The organism is Ruminococcus flavefaciens ATCC 19208 (assembly GCF_000518765.1).
GTDB lineage: Bacteria > Bacillota > Clostridia > Oscillospirales > Ruminococcaceae > Ruminococcus > Ruminococcus flavefaciens.
Map to the genome: position 1 here is coordinate 579,681 of NZ_KI912489.1, position 16,503 is coordinate 596,183.

At 43.5% G+C, this 16,503-nt stretch carries 17 protein-coding genes; 4 read left to right on the forward strand and 13 right to left on the reverse strand.

The features are described from left to right. Positions 1–91 precede the first annotated feature (91 nt). From L870_RS18545 to L870_RS0109505, 4 genes are read right to left on the reverse strand one after another with little or no spacing between them, the layout of a single operon-like run. Positions 92–775, reverse strand: coding sequence for a sporulation initiation factor Spo0A C-terminal domain-containing protein (locus tag L870_RS18545; RefSeq protein ID WP_051411486.1), 684 nt, complete (start codon positions 773–775; stop codon positions 92–94). A 48-nt stretch (positions 776–823) separates the two neighbouring features. Next, positions 824–1,192, reverse strand: a complete 369-nt coding sequence (locus L870_RS0109495; RefSeq protein WP_028517947.1) for a TIM44-like domain-containing protein — start codon at positions 1,190–1,192, stop codon at positions 824–826. Next, the gene (locus tag L870_RS0109500) at positions 1,189–1,422 is read right to left on the reverse strand and encodes a hypothetical protein (RefSeq protein WP_028517948.1); all 234 of its coding nucleotides are present in this window, start codon (positions 1,420–1,422) and stop codon (positions 1,189–1,191) included. The genes L870_RS0109495 and L870_RS0109500 overlap by 4 nt, the downstream gene beginning before the upstream one ends. A gap of 27 nt (positions 1,423–1,449) precedes the next feature. Beyond that, positions 1,450–2,394, reverse strand: coding sequence for a zinc-ribbon domain-containing transport protein (locus L870_RS0109505; RefSeq protein ID WP_028517949.1), 945 nt, complete (start codon positions 2,392–2,394; stop codon positions 1,450–1,452). Positions 2,395–2,725: 331 nt separating this feature from the next. On the opposite strand from L870_RS0109505, the gene L870_RS0109510 reads away from it, so the two are divergent. Beyond that, positions 2,726–5,197: a glycoside hydrolase family 9 protein gene (locus L870_RS0109510; protein WP_028517950.1), complete on the forward strand. Its 2,472-nt coding sequence runs from the start codon at positions 2,726–2,728 to the stop codon at positions 5,195–5,197. Between the two features lie 315 nt (positions 5,198–5,512). Here L870_RS0109510 and L870_RS0109520 read toward each other — a convergent pair whose 3' ends face one another. The 4 genes from L870_RS0109520 to L870_RS19495 all read right to left on the reverse strand — a co-directional run bounded on the left by L870_RS0109520 (position 5,513) and on the right by L870_RS19495 (position 8,169). Continuing rightward, positions 5,513–6,217 carry a PspA/IM30 family protein gene (locus L870_RS0109520; RefSeq protein ID WP_028517951.1) on the reverse strand — a complete coding sequence of 235 codons (705 nt, stop codon included), beginning with the start codon at positions 6,215–6,217 and terminating at the stop codon, positions 5,513–5,515. A gap of 158 nt (positions 6,218–6,375) precedes the next feature. Next, positions 6,376–6,645: a hypothetical protein gene (locus tag L870_RS17215; protein ID WP_037271711.1), complete on the reverse strand. Its 270-nt coding sequence runs from the start codon at positions 6,643–6,645 to the stop codon at positions 6,376–6,378. Between the two features lie 98 nt (positions 6,646–6,743). Then, complete coding sequence (locus tag L870_RS0109530) at positions 6,744–7,910, reverse strand: sporulation protein YqfD (protein WP_080676405.1); 1,167 nt, start codon at positions 7,908–7,910, stop codon at positions 6,744–6,746. After that, the gene (locus tag L870_RS19495) at positions 7,852–8,169 is read right to left on the reverse strand and encodes a YabP/YqfC family sporulation protein (protein WP_162148439.1); all 318 of its coding nucleotides are present in this window, start codon (positions 8,167–8,169) and stop codon (positions 7,852–7,854) included. Before L870_RS19495 ends, L870_RS0109530 begins: the two co-directional genes overlap by 59 nt. A 58-nt stretch (positions 8,170–8,227) precedes the next feature. Between L870_RS19495 and L870_RS0109540 the strand changes: the two genes are divergently transcribed. From L870_RS0109540 to groL, 3 genes are all read left to right on the forward strand, one after another. Continuing rightward, complete coding sequence (locus L870_RS0109540) at positions 8,228–9,343, forward strand: hypothetical protein (RefSeq protein WP_162148440.1); 1,116 nt, start codon at positions 8,228–8,230, stop codon at positions 9,341–9,343. Positions 9,344–9,505: 162 nt separating this feature from the next. After that, positions 9,506–9,778: a co-chaperone GroES gene (locus tag L870_RS0109545; protein ID WP_028517955.1), complete on the forward strand. Its 273-nt coding sequence runs from the start codon at positions 9,506–9,508 to the stop codon at positions 9,776–9,778. Positions 9,779–9,928: 150 nt separating this feature from the next. Continuing rightward, positions 9,929–11,551, forward strand: coding sequence for a chaperonin GroEL (gene groL, locus L870_RS0109550; protein ID WP_028517956.1), 1,623 nt, complete (start codon positions 9,929–9,931; stop codon positions 11,549–11,551). A 249-nt stretch (positions 11,552–11,800) separates the two neighbouring features. On the opposite strand, the gene L870_RS0109555 is transcribed toward groL, so the two are convergent. The 5 genes from L870_RS0109555 to L870_RS0109575 form a co-directional block, all read right to left on the reverse strand. Beyond that, entirely contained in the window at positions 11,801–12,421 is a 621-nt protein-coding gene (locus L870_RS0109555; RefSeq protein WP_028517957.1) for a hypothetical protein, read from the reverse strand. 10 nt (positions 12,422–12,431) lie between these two features. Next, positions 12,432–13,718, reverse strand: a complete 1,287-nt coding sequence (gene purD, locus L870_RS0109560; RefSeq protein WP_028517958.1) for a phosphoribosylamine--glycine ligase — start codon at positions 13,716–13,718, stop codon at positions 12,432–12,434. 24 nt (positions 13,719–13,742) lie between these two features. After that, positions 13,743–14,888, reverse strand: coding sequence for a hypothetical protein (locus L870_RS0109565; protein WP_028517959.1), 1,146 nt, complete (start codon positions 14,886–14,888; stop codon positions 13,743–13,745). Positions 14,889–14,902: 14 nt separating this feature from the next. Continuing rightward, the gene (locus tag L870_RS0109570; protein WP_028517960.1) at positions 14,903–15,850 is read right to left on the reverse strand and encodes a hypothetical protein; all 948 of its coding nucleotides are present in this window, start codon (positions 15,848–15,850) and stop codon (positions 14,903–14,905) included. 120 nt (positions 15,851–15,970) lie between these two features. Continuing rightward, positions 15,971–16,492: a hypothetical protein gene (locus tag L870_RS0109575; protein WP_028517961.1), complete on the reverse strand. Its 522-nt coding sequence runs from the start codon at positions 16,490–16,492 to the stop codon at positions 15,971–15,973. Positions 16,493–16,503: the final 11 nt, after the last annotated feature.

Consider the following 16,503-nt stretch of genomic DNA (forward strand, 5'->3'; position numbering starts at 1 on the left):
TCAGATCGGTGAAAATGTCAATCAAAAATTGCTGATTTTTGAATATGTGAGTTGTTTTTGGTATACATCATTGCAAAAAGCAGCAAATAGGTCACAGGCGGCTGAACATATCGCACAAGGCGCATATAAGCTCAGTATTTGTAGGCTTTTCGATAAGTCTATGTTCGGTGAGCCGTGCCGAAGCACCGTTTTTAAAGGCGTGATCGGCGAGATTTCGCATAGCTCTTTCCACAAGAGAAGCCTTTGATGAATATGCATTTGCTATCTCCTCATAGATGCCGTTCATGCCTCCCCATAGCCTTTCGGGAGCATTTATCGCTATTTCCGCTGCTTTTGCAAGATAGTAAAATCCGCTGAGTCTGCGCGGGAATCCAAGCTCTTCGAGAAGCAGCTCAAGATGTGAGATAAGACTTCCGTCACATTCTGTATACCGTATGACCGTTCGGCAGAGACTGCCTGTGGGATATGGCATTGTAAAGCATCTTGCAGCGCCTGCCCTGCGAAAGCTGTTATGCACGGGAGCAGATGTTGTGTAAAGTCCTGCAAATACCAATATACCGTTTTCTGAGAGCTGTCTGATAAAGTCAAGCAGCTTTTCATCAGGTCGGAAAGCAAATAAGATGATGCCGTATATTTTGCCGTCAGAGACCTTGTTTCTTATGCTTGCCATAGAGCTTTTACAGTATTCCGACGGGATACCCATATTCATAAAACGGCGTGAGATGAGCTTTCCGAGACTCGGAGAATCGTCGCAGATAAGTAAATTCCCCTTCATTTTTCCTCCGAACAGCGGCTCAGTATCTTATCGTGAGCCTGTCTGTTTTCACTTTGTATTCTGAGACAGAGCTGTTATATTGCTGATCGCCCAATCGAATGTGTCCGTTGTTATAATACAGCCGCAGTAAGGGCATTCAGCAGTCTGATTTATATTCAGCTGTGCACCGCAGTGGGGACAGGTCTGAACAGTTATACCTGTGGACGCAGCAGTCTTTACACCTGTAGTTCGTGTAAGAGTCCATTCGTATGTCATGAATATCTCTTTTATGTCACTGCCGCTGACGATAGCTCCTGTAGCATCTTCCTTGATGTAATTGACAAGTCTTGTCTGAAGCCTTGCTATGATGATATCCTTGCCGCTGTCCTGACGCCAGCCCAAAAGTGTATTTCCGAGAACTGTGGGACGGCGTATCACATTGGTCTGACCGTCCTTGCGCAGCTGCTCCAGCTGTCGCTGTCGTCACTGCTGTCTGAAGCAGCTGCTGCATACTGTGCGGTAGTATCCTCCACCTGCCAGTTGCTGTCATAGCTGAAATCCACTTCACCTGCATAATTGCCGAAGTCCAGAGCCTTCGCTTCAACAGGCATCGTCAGCAGACAGAATGATGAGAGGATCAGCAATATGAATATTTTCAGCCTTTTCATATTATCCCCCCGATTAATATAAAAGCTTTATTTCTTAGTGTGCTGTGAGATACCCTTGATATTGCTTACAGCCCAGTCAAATGTATCCGTTGTAAGAACAGAGCCGCAGTATTCGCAGACTGCGTTCTGATTTATGTCGATATGAGCACCGCAGTACGGACAGGTCTGTGAAGTCGTTCCTGTAGACTTTGATGTTTTCATTCCTGATGTACGGACGAAAGTCCATTCGTATGTCATGAACTTCTCATGAGTATTGTCGCCGCGTACAATTTCGCCTGTATTGTCATCTGTTACGTAATCAACGATACGTGTATCGAGCTGGATAACGATGATATCAAGACCGCTCTCCTGTTTCCAGCCGAGAATAAATGTATCAAGCACAGCTATGCGGTCAACATGGTTGGTCTGATTGTTCTGGCGGTACTTGTCAAGCTGTCTGTCCATCTGAGCGAACATAGCACTTGTCATGTAAGGTCTGAGAGGTTCTATATTCTTATTCTGCCACTCATTCTGGAAACGTACATAGAGATTTGATACCTTTTCGATGAAATCAGGTGTTGAGAAATCAGGATCAACGTCCAGATAATCATAAATGTTGCGCAGATCATTCTCTGGTTTGAGAGTATATGTATGATGTTCGGTTTTCTTTTTCTTGCTGTTTGTTGACATACCCATGACAGTAAATACAGCTATTGCTCCAACAGCAAATGCAAAAGCAGTTGAATCGCCGCTGCTGCCTGAACTGCTATGTGAGCCTGAATAGTCATCATCATCGTCCCAGCTGTAGCTGTTGCCGCTGTCCCAGTCGCTGTCGTAATCGCTGTCCCAGTCGCTGTCGTAATCGCTGTCCCAGCCGCTGTCATAATCCGAATCGCCTGAGAAATCACCAAAATCCGCACGAGACCCCAGCGGTATGATGACAAGACCAAGTAACATCAGGACAAACGGAAGAGACTTTAAGAATTTTTTCATTGACAGATATCCCCCTATACCATATGATAATAATATTATATCATATGGGTTTCAATAAATCAACAGACGCAGTAAAAAAGTTGCTGCCGATTGTATTTTTCATTGCAAAGTGGCAGCCTTATGCTCTTTGTCAGCTTTCACAAAATAGCAGTTATGAAATTGGCTATTGTGATAAAATATTGTGACTTTTGTCGTTATACCGCCTTTTTCTGTAGTCTATACCCTTGACAATTCTCTGATAATATGGCATAATTTATTACGTATAGCTATGGTATACTCGTGAGGAAGCCGTATTTTATGCGGCAATTAAAAATGAGAGGAGAGTTTTACTATGCTTAAAAGATTCACAAGCGGATTGCTTTCTGCTGTAGTCCTTGGAGCGTCAGTAATGTCCTCAGCGCCGTTTACTGTTATTAATACAGCAACAGCTGCTGACGGAAAGTTCAATTACGTTGACGCACTTGATAAGTCTCTGTACTTCTATGAGGTACAGCAGGCAGGACCGCTTCCCGAATGGAACAGAGTTGAGTGGAGAGCAGATTCCACTATGCAGGACCCTGTACTGGGCGGCTGGTACGATGCAGGCGACCACGTAAAATTCAATCTGCCTATGGCTTATTCAGCATCAATGCTGGCTTGGGGACTTTATCAGTACCCTGATGGAGTTGAAAAGGCAGGGCTTAAAACCACATACGTTAACAACCTTGAATTCGTTCTTGATTATCTCGCAGAGTGCGATAAGGGCACAGAGGTAATATATCAGGTAGGCATCGGTAAGGACGACCATACATGGTGGGGACCCGTTGAACTCCTTGAATACGGTATGGAGGACAACTCACACAGTATTTCCGAATGCCGTGCAGCACTTAAATCCTCAAAGGGATGCTCTGCTGTATTCGGTGAAATGGCAGCAGCTCTCGCAGCAGGTGCTGCAGCACTTGACGGTGATATAGATGCTTCAAAGAAGGCAAACTATATCAAGCACGCTGAGAATATCTACAAGATAGCAAAGACATCACCAAGTGATGATGTATATAATAAGAGCGATGCACAGGGATTCTATCAGTCAAGCCACTTCTACGACGAGCTTTTCTATGCAGCAAACTGGCTGTATGTAGCTACAAAGGACGATAGCTATCTTGCTGATGCAAAGGGCTTCATTCCTAATCTTGGTAAGATGCTCGGCGAGGGAGATACTCTTGCTTACGGCTGGGCACACTGCTGGGACGACAATATGCAGGGTGCTATGCTGCTCTACGCTATAAATACAAATGACTCAAGTGCTATCGCACACGTTAAGAAGCACTGCGACCGTTGGGTAAACGGTACTGAAGCAAAGAAGATACCCGGCGGACTTCGCTGGCTCAGCAACTGGGGCTGTCTGAGATACGCAAATACAGCTGCTTTCATTGCAACAGTTGCAAGTGATACTATCCTCAAGTCAGAGGCTGATACTTATACAGAATTTGCTGAAACTCAGGTAAACTATGCTCTCGGTGATAACCCGAACAAGCAGAGCTACGTTGTAGGCTTCGGCGACAAGTATCCTCAGAACCCACATCACCGTACATCACACGGTTCATGGAAGAACGATTTGAAGATACCTTCACACGCTCGACATATCCTTTACGGTGCTCTCGTAGGCGGTCCTAATGAGGACGGTTCTTACAACGATGACCGCCAGGACTTCATCAACAACGAGGTTGCTACAGACTATAATGCAGGCTTCACAGCTATGCTCTGCAAGATGGTAGACAAATACGGCGGAACAAAGGATCCAAGCTTCCCTGCAAAGGAAGTTCACGACAGTCCTGAGTTCTATGTTGAAGTTCTTTCAAAGGGCGGCGACTCAAGCGGACAGACTATAAGCTTCAAGGTAACAAACCACTCCGCATGGCCTGCAAGAGTACAGGACAATATCTCATTCAGATACTATATGGATCTCAGCGAAGTTATCGCTCAGGGCAAGAAGCCTGAGGACCTCGTAATTCGCTGCGACCGTGACCAGTCTGCTATGTACTCTGCAAAGGGCTACAAGACAGCTGAGATATCAAAGCCTATCCAGTACAGCGGCAATATCTACTATATCGAAGTTAATCTCCCTGACGGACGAGTAGTTCTTCCTATTTCCGAAGGACAGCAGCAGTGCGAGATACTCCTTGCACTTGTAATGCCTGATTACGGCAGCGGCTGGGATTCTTCAAACGACTTCTCAGCTAAGGGACTCGGCAAAACAGCAACAGGTGCAGACGGTTCAACTGTAGGTGTTATGACACCTTACGTACCTGTATATGTAAACGGCAAGCTTTACTATGGCGAAGAGCCTGACGGCACAAAGGCTGACGGACTCGGCGGTACAGGCAGTGATACTCCAAAGGTAACTACATCAACTACTACAAAGCCTAAGGAGACAACAACCACCACAACAACTACAGCAACTACTTCACCAACATCAACAACATCAACTACTACTTCTACTGTTACTTCTGTTTATACAACAACCAGCATAATGGTATCAACTCCGACAACTACAGATGATGCTTCAAACGATCCTAAGGTAACTAAGTACGGCGATGCTAACTGTGACGGCGAAGTTGATATGTCTGATATAGTTCTTATCATGCAGAGCCTTGCAAATCCGAACAAGTACGGACTTAAAGGTACAGACGATCATCATCTTACAGAACAGGGTTCTGCAAATGCAGACGTTGATACTTCAAGCAAGGGCGTTACATCGAATGACGCACTTCGCATACAGGAGTTCCTGCTCAATAAGATAGCAAGCCTTGATCCAACAAAGTAATAGAAAATTTAAAAGCTCTCCGAATAAATCGGGGAGCTTTTTATCTGTCTGTAAAACAATGAAATACAAAATAAAAAAGCTCCGAAGCACTAAGCTTCGGAGCTTTGACTTTTTCAGATACCGCAATCCTCGTATTCCTTCCACTTCTCATAGTAGAGCTTGTTGCTCCAGCTGCGGAAGAGAATATATGCAACTGAGACTATTAAAAGAAATAGTGCACCAAGTATAGGCATTGAATCTCCTAACATTTTTTTTGCGGAATATACATTTTCTTTTTTGCGGCTCATAATAAAAATCCTTTGCTTTTTTTGTTTATTACTCAGCGTCCTTTGGAGCTCCGCCGTTCATTTCAGCCATAAGTCTCTCAAGCTCTGCATCGACCTTAGCATCAGAAGCAAGCTGATTGAAAGTATCCTTCAGCTCGTCACCTGAACCGCCGCCGAGTGCGTCGCCTGCGATCTCAGTGAAAGCAGCAGCCTCAGCTTCCTTGCGAACGACCTTGTCTTCCATTCTCTGGAACTTCTCAAAAGAGGAGTTAGGATCGAAAGTACCTGCTGCCTTAGCAAGGCTCTTCTGAGTATCAGCCATCTGTGAGCGAGCGATGAGCATAGCCTGACGGCTCTTAGCCTCTTCAAGCTTAGCCTTGAGTACCTCTACCTGATCGCCGATAGCATCTGTCTGTGAAGAGATGGAATCGAACATTTCCTTATAGTTTGCAACGTCCTCGTCAGCCTTGACTTTTCTTGCAAGAGCCTGCTTAGCAAGATCCTGATCTCCCTTAGCGAGAGCAGCCTTAGCCTTAGCTTCCCAGTCAGATGATATCTTCTGAGCATCAAGGTACTTCTTTTCAGCGAGGCGTTCGCTTGCCTTAGCCTTGCCGTAGTTCTGAGTAGCCTTTGTAAGCTCTGTCTGCATATCAATGATGATCTGCTTTACCATCTTCTCAGGATCTTCTGCTCTGTCGATAAGATCGTTTACGTTAGCCTTGAGAAGGTCGCTTAATCTTCTGAATACACCCATTTTATAATCCTCCTGTTTCATGTAACAATGTGTTTTAGGTACACCCCTTGTACCACAAGAATATTATATTGTATTATCCTGCGGTTGTCAAGAAAAAGTGAGACGATTTCATCTGATTTTCATTTACAGGGCTTATGTGTGAACGCATTATTACCAATTTATTCCCCGTTTTTTTCCAGTTCATTAATATATTGTCCGAGTTGTTGAAAGTCGGTATTTTTTGAGCTGAGACACTGTTCTGTGTCGATGCCGAGGAGTTTTTCACGGAGATCGAGCATTTTCTTTCTGCGCTCGAAAGCTTCGGCAGTCATGACGATCATATCCTGACAGTTATCATTTACGAGCTTCATAGGTTCGGAAGTGATAGAACACAATTTTACGAAAAGCTCATAGTTGTCACTGAAGTCATCACTTTTGATAGATATCATGGAAAGTCTCTCCTTTCAAGGCGAAAATGATCCCCTGCTTACTATTTTACATTGAAAAGAGAACTTTGTCAATATTTTTTTGTAAAAAATGACGGCTTTTATTTTATAAATATATCCTTTTGCTCAGCGATACTGCTTTCAAGAGTGTATGTTACGTTCAGAGTCAGAGTATCTTCGTTTTTGGAGATATCAATAGTCCGTGAGATTATACGTGTATCTTCGTCGAGAAAGTTGTTTTCATAAAGGTAGACTCTTTCCATGAGCTGCTGTGACAGTTCTTCCTCTGTGAATGTTCTTCCGACAAATGAAAGCTCGGTGATATCAGTCTTGTTGATGCCTATGGGAAGCTCTTTCCCGAAGAATTCAAGACGCTTTTGAGTGGTCGATGCATTGCTGTGCTCGTAATTATTATGTCCGAAAGAGAGCGGTATATCAAGGCTGAAAAGTCTTAGCCTGCGAAGTTTTTTTCTTTTGCCTGTAGGGATAAGCTCCTGAGAATCAAAGGGCGCTGAGAAGCTTACATTTTCCTCATAAGTACCGCGGACATCGCCCATAGCGTGATAAATGAAGGTTTTGCCGTTCTGACCGTCGGAGACTCCGCTTATGAGCAGAGTACCTTTCGGGACGTAGTCACCGACTATATGTTTAAGCTCGCCGCTCTGTACAAGTACTGAGGATATAACTGCGTCGCGGCTTGCAACGATATTGCAGGGGACACGTTCAAGAGACATATCAGGTTTTGGTTCGACTTCGCGTATCTGTACAACAATACGGCTGCCTGTGTGTCTTATACCTGCCCATGCGATGCCGTCTACCATTGTTTTGAGCCTGTTCTGACATTCACGCAGGTCAAGGCGGTAGAGGGGAGTACCTGCTTTTACGTCAAGCTCTGCAAGTGCAGAGAGGATAATATCATCACTTATCGAAGTATTTCCTTCGATCTCTATAGTGACGATAGTCTGAGAGAAGAAAAGCATCGTTACGGCTGCAAGGATAAGTCCCATAAACAGTCCTATCCGTTTACGATAGCGGTAAAGTCTTGCGGAAAGACTGTCATATTCGGCAGTTTTCAGTTCAATGCTGCATTCATTTGCAAGCTCGCTTACTTTTTTCATATCCCTGCGAAATACATTACCGCGGAATACTTCGCCGCGGCAGTATTGTTCTCTGCATTCGATACGGTTTTCGTGCATGAGATTGATGAATTTATAAAGCTTCTTCCCCTGTGCGTTTATTTTCACCAGACCTCGTATTTTCAGACTCATTATGCTTGTTCCTTTCTGTAAATTCTATCTTTTCGATATATCCGCGGATAACAAGTCCGCCTGTACGGAAGTCGTAAGCTCTAAGATCACTCCCGTGTATACTTATATAAAGTCCTCCTGCCACAAGTCTCATATAGACTTCGTTATATTCCTCTATCCTGCGGCAGTTATCTATAATCAGCTCTTTATTTCCCGAAATGTGTATCCCTGAATCGAGATAGAGGGTTTCACGGGTAAGCTCCGTGAGCCAGTCAAACATAAGCTTCACTCCTGTATATTTTTTCACTTTCAATAATATGATAGAAGGGGTGATATTTATGAGGAAATTTGCTGAGAAAGCTTGCAGGCTGGTGAAGCCGGCAGTACTTGCGGCAGCTGTATTATTTTGCACTTTGGATACTGCCACTGCCGCTGGAGCGGTATATATCAGTATAATGCGCTGCCTGAATGTGGTGATACCTTCACTGTTTGCCATGATGATAGTTTCTTCACTTATTGTAAGGAGCGGAGCACTTACAGTCATGCCGAGGTGGTGCGGACGCATAAGCCGAACAATATTCGGCATGGAGGAGAGTATTTTTCCTGTTTTTACTTTCGGAATGTTCGCAGGCTATCCCGTTGGAGTAAAAATGCTGTGTGATGAATACAGTGCAGGTAGACTGTCAAAAAAACGTGCAGAGCTGCTGTCTGGACTTTGCTTCGGAGCAGGTCCTGCGTTCACTTTCGGTTGCATATCGCATCAGCTCTACAGCTCCGATAATGCAGGCAAAGTAATACTAATATCAAATATATCGGCAAACATTATTCTTGCGCTGATAATGTCATTTTTTCTCAGGAAAAACTGCGGCGAGAACTGCAAATCGAGAAAATTCCGTCTGTCATCGGATATGCTTACCGATTCCGTTGTCCGTGGCGGTAGGGCTATGGCGGATATATGTATTATGATTGCTGCTTTTTCAGTAGTGAATTCACTTCTTATACGCATCGGAGCGGCAGCAGCAGTCGGTGAGCTTCTTGCGAAGCTCACCTGCCTCGACCGCAGAAGCGGCGAGGCTTTAGTCGCCGCATTCCTTGATATAACCAATGTTTCGGCATTGCCCTGCGGCGACTGGCTGCTGCTGCCTTACATAAGTGCGCTGGTTTCCTTTGGCGGAGTATGTGTAATGTTTCAACTCTCGGCGATAACATCAGGCAGGATATCGCTGAGACCGCTGATACTGATGCGTATTGCCGCAGCCGTTATAAGCTTCTGGATTTGCAGACTATTACTGCCTTATTTTATGGAGTACGAAACGGTAGAGGTATCTTCGGTAAAAGTGAGCGGAAACAGCGGCGGTTCGCCTGTTTCATCTGTAATGCTGGTGCTGATGACAGTGATGCTTATGTGTGAAATGAACCGAAAGAGCAGTAAAAAGCCAGCTGAAAGCACATAAAAATTCACTTTACAGAGCTCGATTTGTGTACAGTGCCAAAAATTGTGAAAGCTTGCAGAAAAGGCTTGATTTATTGTAAAAAGGTGGTAAAATATAATTAGCACTCAAAGAGAAAGAGTGCTAAACTTGAATTGCTTATTAATTTTTCAGGAGGTATATATCATGACTATCAAACCTTTACAGGACAGAGTTGTCGTAAAAATGGTCGAAGCTGAGGAGACCACAAAGAGCGGTATCATTCTTTCAGGTTCAGCAAAGGAAAAGCCTGAGGTAGCCGAGGTCGTTGAAGTAGGTCCCGGTACTTCTGATGTTAAAATGGAAGTTAAAAAGGGCGACAAGGTGCTCATTTCCAAGTATTCAGGCACTAATGTAAAGCTCGAGGGCGAAGAGTACATCATAGTAAAGATGGAAGATATCCTCGCAACAGTAAAATAAAGCCGTTAGCCATGAGCCATTAGCTGTTAGCTATTGGTATCGCTGACGCGATAATATTTGAATATGTCCCGAAGGGACACCACAGGCTAAGGGCTAAAGGCGAAAGGCTGATAGCTCAATAAAGAATTAAGTTTTAAGGAGTAGATAACTATGGCTAAGGATATAAAGTACGGCGAAGACGCAAGAAAGGCTCTTCAGGCAGGTATCGACAAGCTTGCTGATACTGTAAGAATAACAATGGGACCTAAGGGCAGAAACGTAGTTCTCGACAAGAAGTTCGGTGCTCCGCTCATCACAAATGACGGTGTTACTATCGCTAAGGATATCGAGCTTGAGGACGCTTTCGAGAACATGGGCGCACAGCTCGTTAAGGAAGTTGCTACAAAGACAAACGATGCAGCTGGTGACGGTACAACAACTGCTACACTTCTCGCACAGACTATTGTTCGTGAGGGTATGAAGAATATCGCAGCAGGTGCAAACCCAATGGTACTCAAGAAGGGTATCGCTAAGGCTGTAGACGTTGCTGTAAAGGCTATCGTTGACAATTCAAAGGCTGTACAGGGCAGTGAGGATATTGCAAGAGTAGGTACAGTTTCTTCTGCTGACGAGGCAGTAGGTAAGCTCATTGCTGAGGCTATGGAGAAGGTAACTGCTGACGGCGTTATCACTCTTGAAGAGAGCAAGACAGCTGAGACATACAGCGAAGTTGTTGAAGGTATGCAGTTCGACAGAGGTTACATCTCACCATATATGGTAACAGATGCAGACAAGATGGAAGCTGTTTACGATGACGCTTTCGTTCTTATCACAGACAAGAAGATATCTTCTATCCAGGAGATACTCCCACTTCTCGAGCAGATCGTAAAAATGGGCAAGAAGCTCGTTATCATTGCTGAGGACGTTGAGGGCGAAGCTCTTACAACAATTATCCTCAACAATCTCCGCGGCACATTCAAGGTTGCAGCTGTTAAGGCTCCGGGCTTTGGTGACAGACGTAAGGAAATGCTCAAGGATATCGCAGTTCTCACAGGCGGCGAGGTAATTTCTTCCGAGCTTGGTCTCGAACTCAGCGAGACAACTATCCAGCAGCTCGGTCAGGCTAAGCAGGTAGTTATCCAGAAGGAGAACACTATCATCGTTGACGGCGCTGGCGACAAGAAGGCTATCGAGTCAAGAGTTCACCAGATCCGTGCAGCTATCGAGACTACAACTTCCGATTTTGACCGTGAGAAGCTTCAGGAAAGACTTGCTAAGCTTGCAGGCGGTGTTGCAGTTATCAAGGTAGGTGCTGCTACAGAGATCGAGATGAAGGAAAAGAAGCTTCGTATCGAGGACGCTCTTGCAGCTACAAAGGCAGCTGTTGAAGAGGGTATCGTAGCAGGCGGCGGTACAGCATTCGTAAATGCTATGCCTGCTGTAAACAAGCTTATCCCGACACTTGACGGCGATGAAAAGACAGGTGCTAAGATAATCCTCAAGGCACTTGAAGCTCCTGTACGTCAGATCGCTGAGAACGCAGGTCTTGAGGGCAGCGTAATCATCGACAAGATAGTACGTTCACGTAAGGTTGGCTACGGCTTCGATGCTTACAATGAGGTATACACAGATATGATACCTGCTGGTATCGTTGATCCTACTAAGGTTACAAGAAGCGCACTCCAGAACGCTGCATCAGTAGCTTCAATGGTTCTTACAACAGAGAGCCTTGTTGCTGATATCAAGGAGGACACTCCCGCAGCTCCTGCAATGCCAGCAGGCGGAATGTATTGATCTGATTCGTAATTATAATGCATATTTCATAATTAAAGGCGAACCGATAGGTTCGCCTTTTTTGTTTAGGGGCGGATATTATCCGCCCCTAAACTAATCATTAACTACTAAAAATGCCTGCATTGTGAAAGCTCACAAATGCAGGCGTTTGTTTTTGTATGAAATATAGAACTCAAAAATTATTTTTCTGAAATTCAATGATATTGCATTGAATTCTACCCTTTTTCGTAGTATATATGAAAGGTGTTCTCAATCATCGACAATTTTACTTGTGAATTCCGCAACTCGTGCTTTATCGCCGTGGCAGTCCACCTCGATATCCTCACGCTCTATAAGTCTGCGCACTGAGAAGAACATCAGAGCGAATGCAACAGAATTTACTATGATACTGAAATAAATACGAAGTCCGATGATATTTCCAAGCATTCCGCAGAACATAATAGCTATGCTTATAATGGTGAATAACTCCAGCTTCTTTTTATCAGGATCAAGCTGTAAAAAAGTCAGGCAGGTAAGCCCCGAGAAAGCTGAATGTACCATAGCGAGCAGGAGAGAATATGGTTTATAGAATTCAAGTCTGTAGGAATTGAGTTCCAGTATCATCATTAAAACTTCTATGAAAATATATATCGTAATGCATATTTTCATCATTCTCCTGAATCTCATAGCCGTAGACATAAGCCAGTCTCCCCAAAGGAAAAGGCAGAATCCGCAGATCTCTGATATATAAGCAATAATTTCAAGTGCCTTTGAAAACAATGATTCTGAGTCGTAGGTGTTGTAATAGAAAAGGCATATAATGCCGAATGCAAAGAATAGAATATTTGCGATGAAACAGTATTTTATACCGTTATTTAAACGTTCATGCATAAACTGCTCCTTAGCCGAGTGCCTTGAGTGCTCTCTGTCCTATGTCTTTTCTGAAATGAGCACCTTCAAAGCTTATCTTTGATACTCCTTCATAAGCCTTATCAAGTGCAGCCTGAAGAGTATCGCCCTTTGCGGTAACGCCGATAACACGACCGCCGTTTGTGAGAAATTCACCGTTTTCGCCAAGCTTTGTACCTGCATGGTAAACGAAGCAGCCATCAACCTGCCCCTTATCGTCAAAGCCGTTCATAACGATTCCCTTAGGATAGCTTTCAGGGTATCCGCCGCTTGCCATTACTACACAGGCACAGCTTCCCTTATGCCACTTGATATCCACCTTGTCCAGTTCGTGGTTGTATATAGCCTCGAATATCTCATAGAGGTCAGCGTCAAGCATAGGAAGTACCACCTGAGTTTCGGGATCGCCGAAACGGCAGTTGTATTCGATTACCTTTGGTCCCTTAGGAGTTATCATAAGTCCGAAGTAGAGACAGCCCTCAAAAGTGCGTCCCTCGGAATTCATAGCATTCATTGTTGGAATGAATATCTTTTCCATACATTCCTTAGCGATAGCCTCGGTGTAGCATGGGTTAGGTGAAACAGTACCCATACCGCCTGTGTTGAGACCCTGATCTCCGTCAAGAGCGCGTTTGTGATCCATAGAGGATATCATAGGAACTAAAGTCTTTCCGTCAGTGAAGCTGAGAACAGATACCTCAGGTCCTGTGAGGAATTCCTCGATAACAATACGTGAGGAGCTCTTTCCGAATTTGAGCTCGTCTATCATCTCATGTACAGCCGCAACAGCTTCTTCCTCGTTCTGAGCGATTATAACGCCCTTGCCAAGTGCAAGACCGTCAGCCTTTATAACAGCAGGGTAGCTGTTCTGCTCCTTGAGATAAGCGATAGCCTTATCGGACTCTGTGAATACCTCGTAAAAAGCTGTAGGGATATTGTATTTCTTCATAAGCTCCTTTGAGAATACCTTAGAGCCCTCTATAATAGCGGCATTAGCCTTAGGACCGAATGTCATGAAGCCCTCTGCCTGCAAAGCGTCTACCATACCCAGTACAAGGGGATCATCAGGAGCAACTACTACCATGTCTGGTTTTAGCTGTTTTGCAAGAGCAACTACTCCGTCAACATCTGTTGCACCTACGTTGAAGCACTCAGCATACTTGGATATACCGCCGTTTCCCGGAGTGCAGTAGAGCTTGCCTACCTTAGGGCTTTCAGCCAGTTTCATTATAATAGCGTGCTCGCGTCCGCCGCCGCCTACTACTAATACGTTCTTCATTGGAAAATTCCTCCTTGGGGATATTTATTCATTTAAAATTAACTGCTCAACAAGCTCATCAGACTCCGCTTTGAGCTGATCGTAGTTATACTTTGACAGATTGGTGAAGATACAGGCAATACAGTCATCAAGTTCATAGAATACATATTCAAAGTATGTGGCAGGATTATTTACCTTTACATACCTTGCCTTATGACCTCTGAATTCGGTTTCTTCGTTTGCGAGAATATCTTCTTTTTCTATGTCTTCAAGTACTTCTTTGACTTCTTTTTTTATGGTAGTATCAGATATATTTGCATCAAATGCGGTATAAGATGTTCCGCTTGCAAGAGTATCTTTATTGTAGAAGCTTACCCAGTAAAGTCCTCTGTCGTCAGGCGCAATTTCAGAACCGATATACCAGTTCCCACTTTCGGATATTCTGAAATATGGGCACGAAAAGGTCTTGGACTCATAAGGAGATTCGTCAGCGGCAATGCTTCCGAGAATACTTTCCTTGACTATTTCCAGCCATTCTCTGCCTTTTTCGTTTGAAGCCTGTAACATTATATTTATGAAACAGCCATCAGGACTGCTTATTTTGTAATTTACAAACTCTACAGAGCTGTCATTTTTGCTGATGCCTGTTATCTCATAGGCGTCGAGACCGTTTACGGTGATAATACTGCCGTTTGCGTCAGATGCCGTGAACTTCATACTCTCGAGATCGCCTTCAAACAGGTCAGATGAATGAATATGCAGCTGTTTTCCCGAACATTCGACAGCTGCAAGAGCATTGCCGTCAGCTTCTGCGTATTCGCCGTCGGGAATGAATATAGAACTGTATGTGTCACGTGGGTCTACATTGCTTTTTTCTTCTTCGTCGAGCATACGCATTTTATCGACAGGGAGCTTCATACTGAAATAAGAGATGCGGAATTCATCTTCGTTGAGACTGATATTCAGGTCGGGTTCTGACATTGGGACATATTCAAAATCACTGTTTTCAGTTATATTTTCTTTCGTATCTTCATTATCCGCAGCAGATGCTTCTGTTGTATTTACAGCTTCAGTTGTATTTACGGTGGTGTCCGTTTCTGTATCCTTCTCTTCGATAAGAGATGAAGGTCCGCAGCTGCAAAGCATAAGAGCTGAGCAGAATAATGCAGTCATAAAAAGGTTTTTTCTCATTTCCCCTCCGAGTTTTATTTTATTGTAATGCCGTCAAGCATTTCTTTTATATCAGTTTCATCTGTGCCTATTGTGCCTTCTGCGGTGATAAGGTAATTCTTATCGCCTTTGACAAAGCCATATTGCTCGTACTTTATTATATCTCCATCTTCACCAAAATTTTGTTTGAAGCAGAGATACTCACATTTAATTCCGAAAATCTCTTTTTGATCGCGTACAGGATCAAAAAAATACTCACTGCCGCTTTTAAATTTTTCATATCGGCTATCAAGATATTCGGACGGAGAAGACACTTTATCCGACTCAGACACAGACAAAAATACTGCTGGGTAGGAAGTGTTGAAATAATCATCTCCCTCGGTATATCTTATCTTGATATCAATCAGAGATTTATCATTGTTTATCTCATTATCCGAGACGAAATATTTATGACCTGTCTTTATGGTGAAGTAGGGATAGTCGTATTCTTCGGGAAGATCAGAAAGTCTGAAATCCGAAGTGTACTTTACTGTCCTCATGATATTCTTTATAGCCTTTTCTGAAAGGAAAGCTTTTACGGAAGAACAGCTGGTCTTTACATCTAAAAAGCGGGTATCAGTTCCTGCAACGTATTGTATCAGCGGCTCTGACTTGGTATTTGTGGTATGCTCTGCATAACATTCAAGCCCGGAACCAATATCAAAAGCCTTTGCTTTGTCTTCAGAACCTTCTGTGTAAGCTTTTACTGTACAGTTATAGGTACAGTCATCGAAATATATCCTGCTGTGAAAAGGACCGCTGAACACCATATCGTATAGTCCTGCTCCGTCATCATCTAAAAGCTTAAAGCCTTTCGGTACTTTAAAGCTGAAATTTTCAGTTGTGTATTCCACAGAAGGGTGAGTCATATAGTATGTATATCCTATAGAACCTGCTGCTGCGAGCACAGCGATAGATAAGATGATTATTAGAATTTTTTTCATAGTTAAATTTCCCCTTTTGTTTTTTTCCTTATATCATTATATTATAACGAACGGCACAGAACCCCTTCTGCTCATTCGCTAAAAGCTTATTTTATAGTAAAAACGCCGAAAATTTCGCGTTTAGGCGCTTTTTTTCCCTAATTCCATGTTTTCTGCAAGACTTCCTCCGTATATCTCTATAGAGGCACAGCAGCATACCATAACGAATGCAGCACAGACAAGAAAGCCCGAAAAAACTCTTAAAGAGTTTACCTGAGTAACTATCGCCACTATGTTTTCGCCGTATTTTTTCATGATATCATTGCATATTATACGGTTGAGAAGCATTGAGCAGCCATAGTCGGTTATGAACAGTATTACCGCAAGAAATATTGTGGTTATGCCTCTTTTTTTATTCAGATCCTTGTATGCGTAGTTGACAGATGCGAGTATGCATATAGGAACCGAAACGATGACAGCCTCGATTATAAGTCCGAATTTCACATTTGTAGGCAGGACTTCGCTTTTGAAGTTGTCACCGAACATAGCGGTATATATCGAAAGGTGATCATGCATTATAAAGAATATGTCAAGTGCAAGTTTAACGATACAGAAGAGTGATGAAATTAGTAATGTGATCTTTAGTGTGTTTGATTTCTGCATTTTTATGCTCC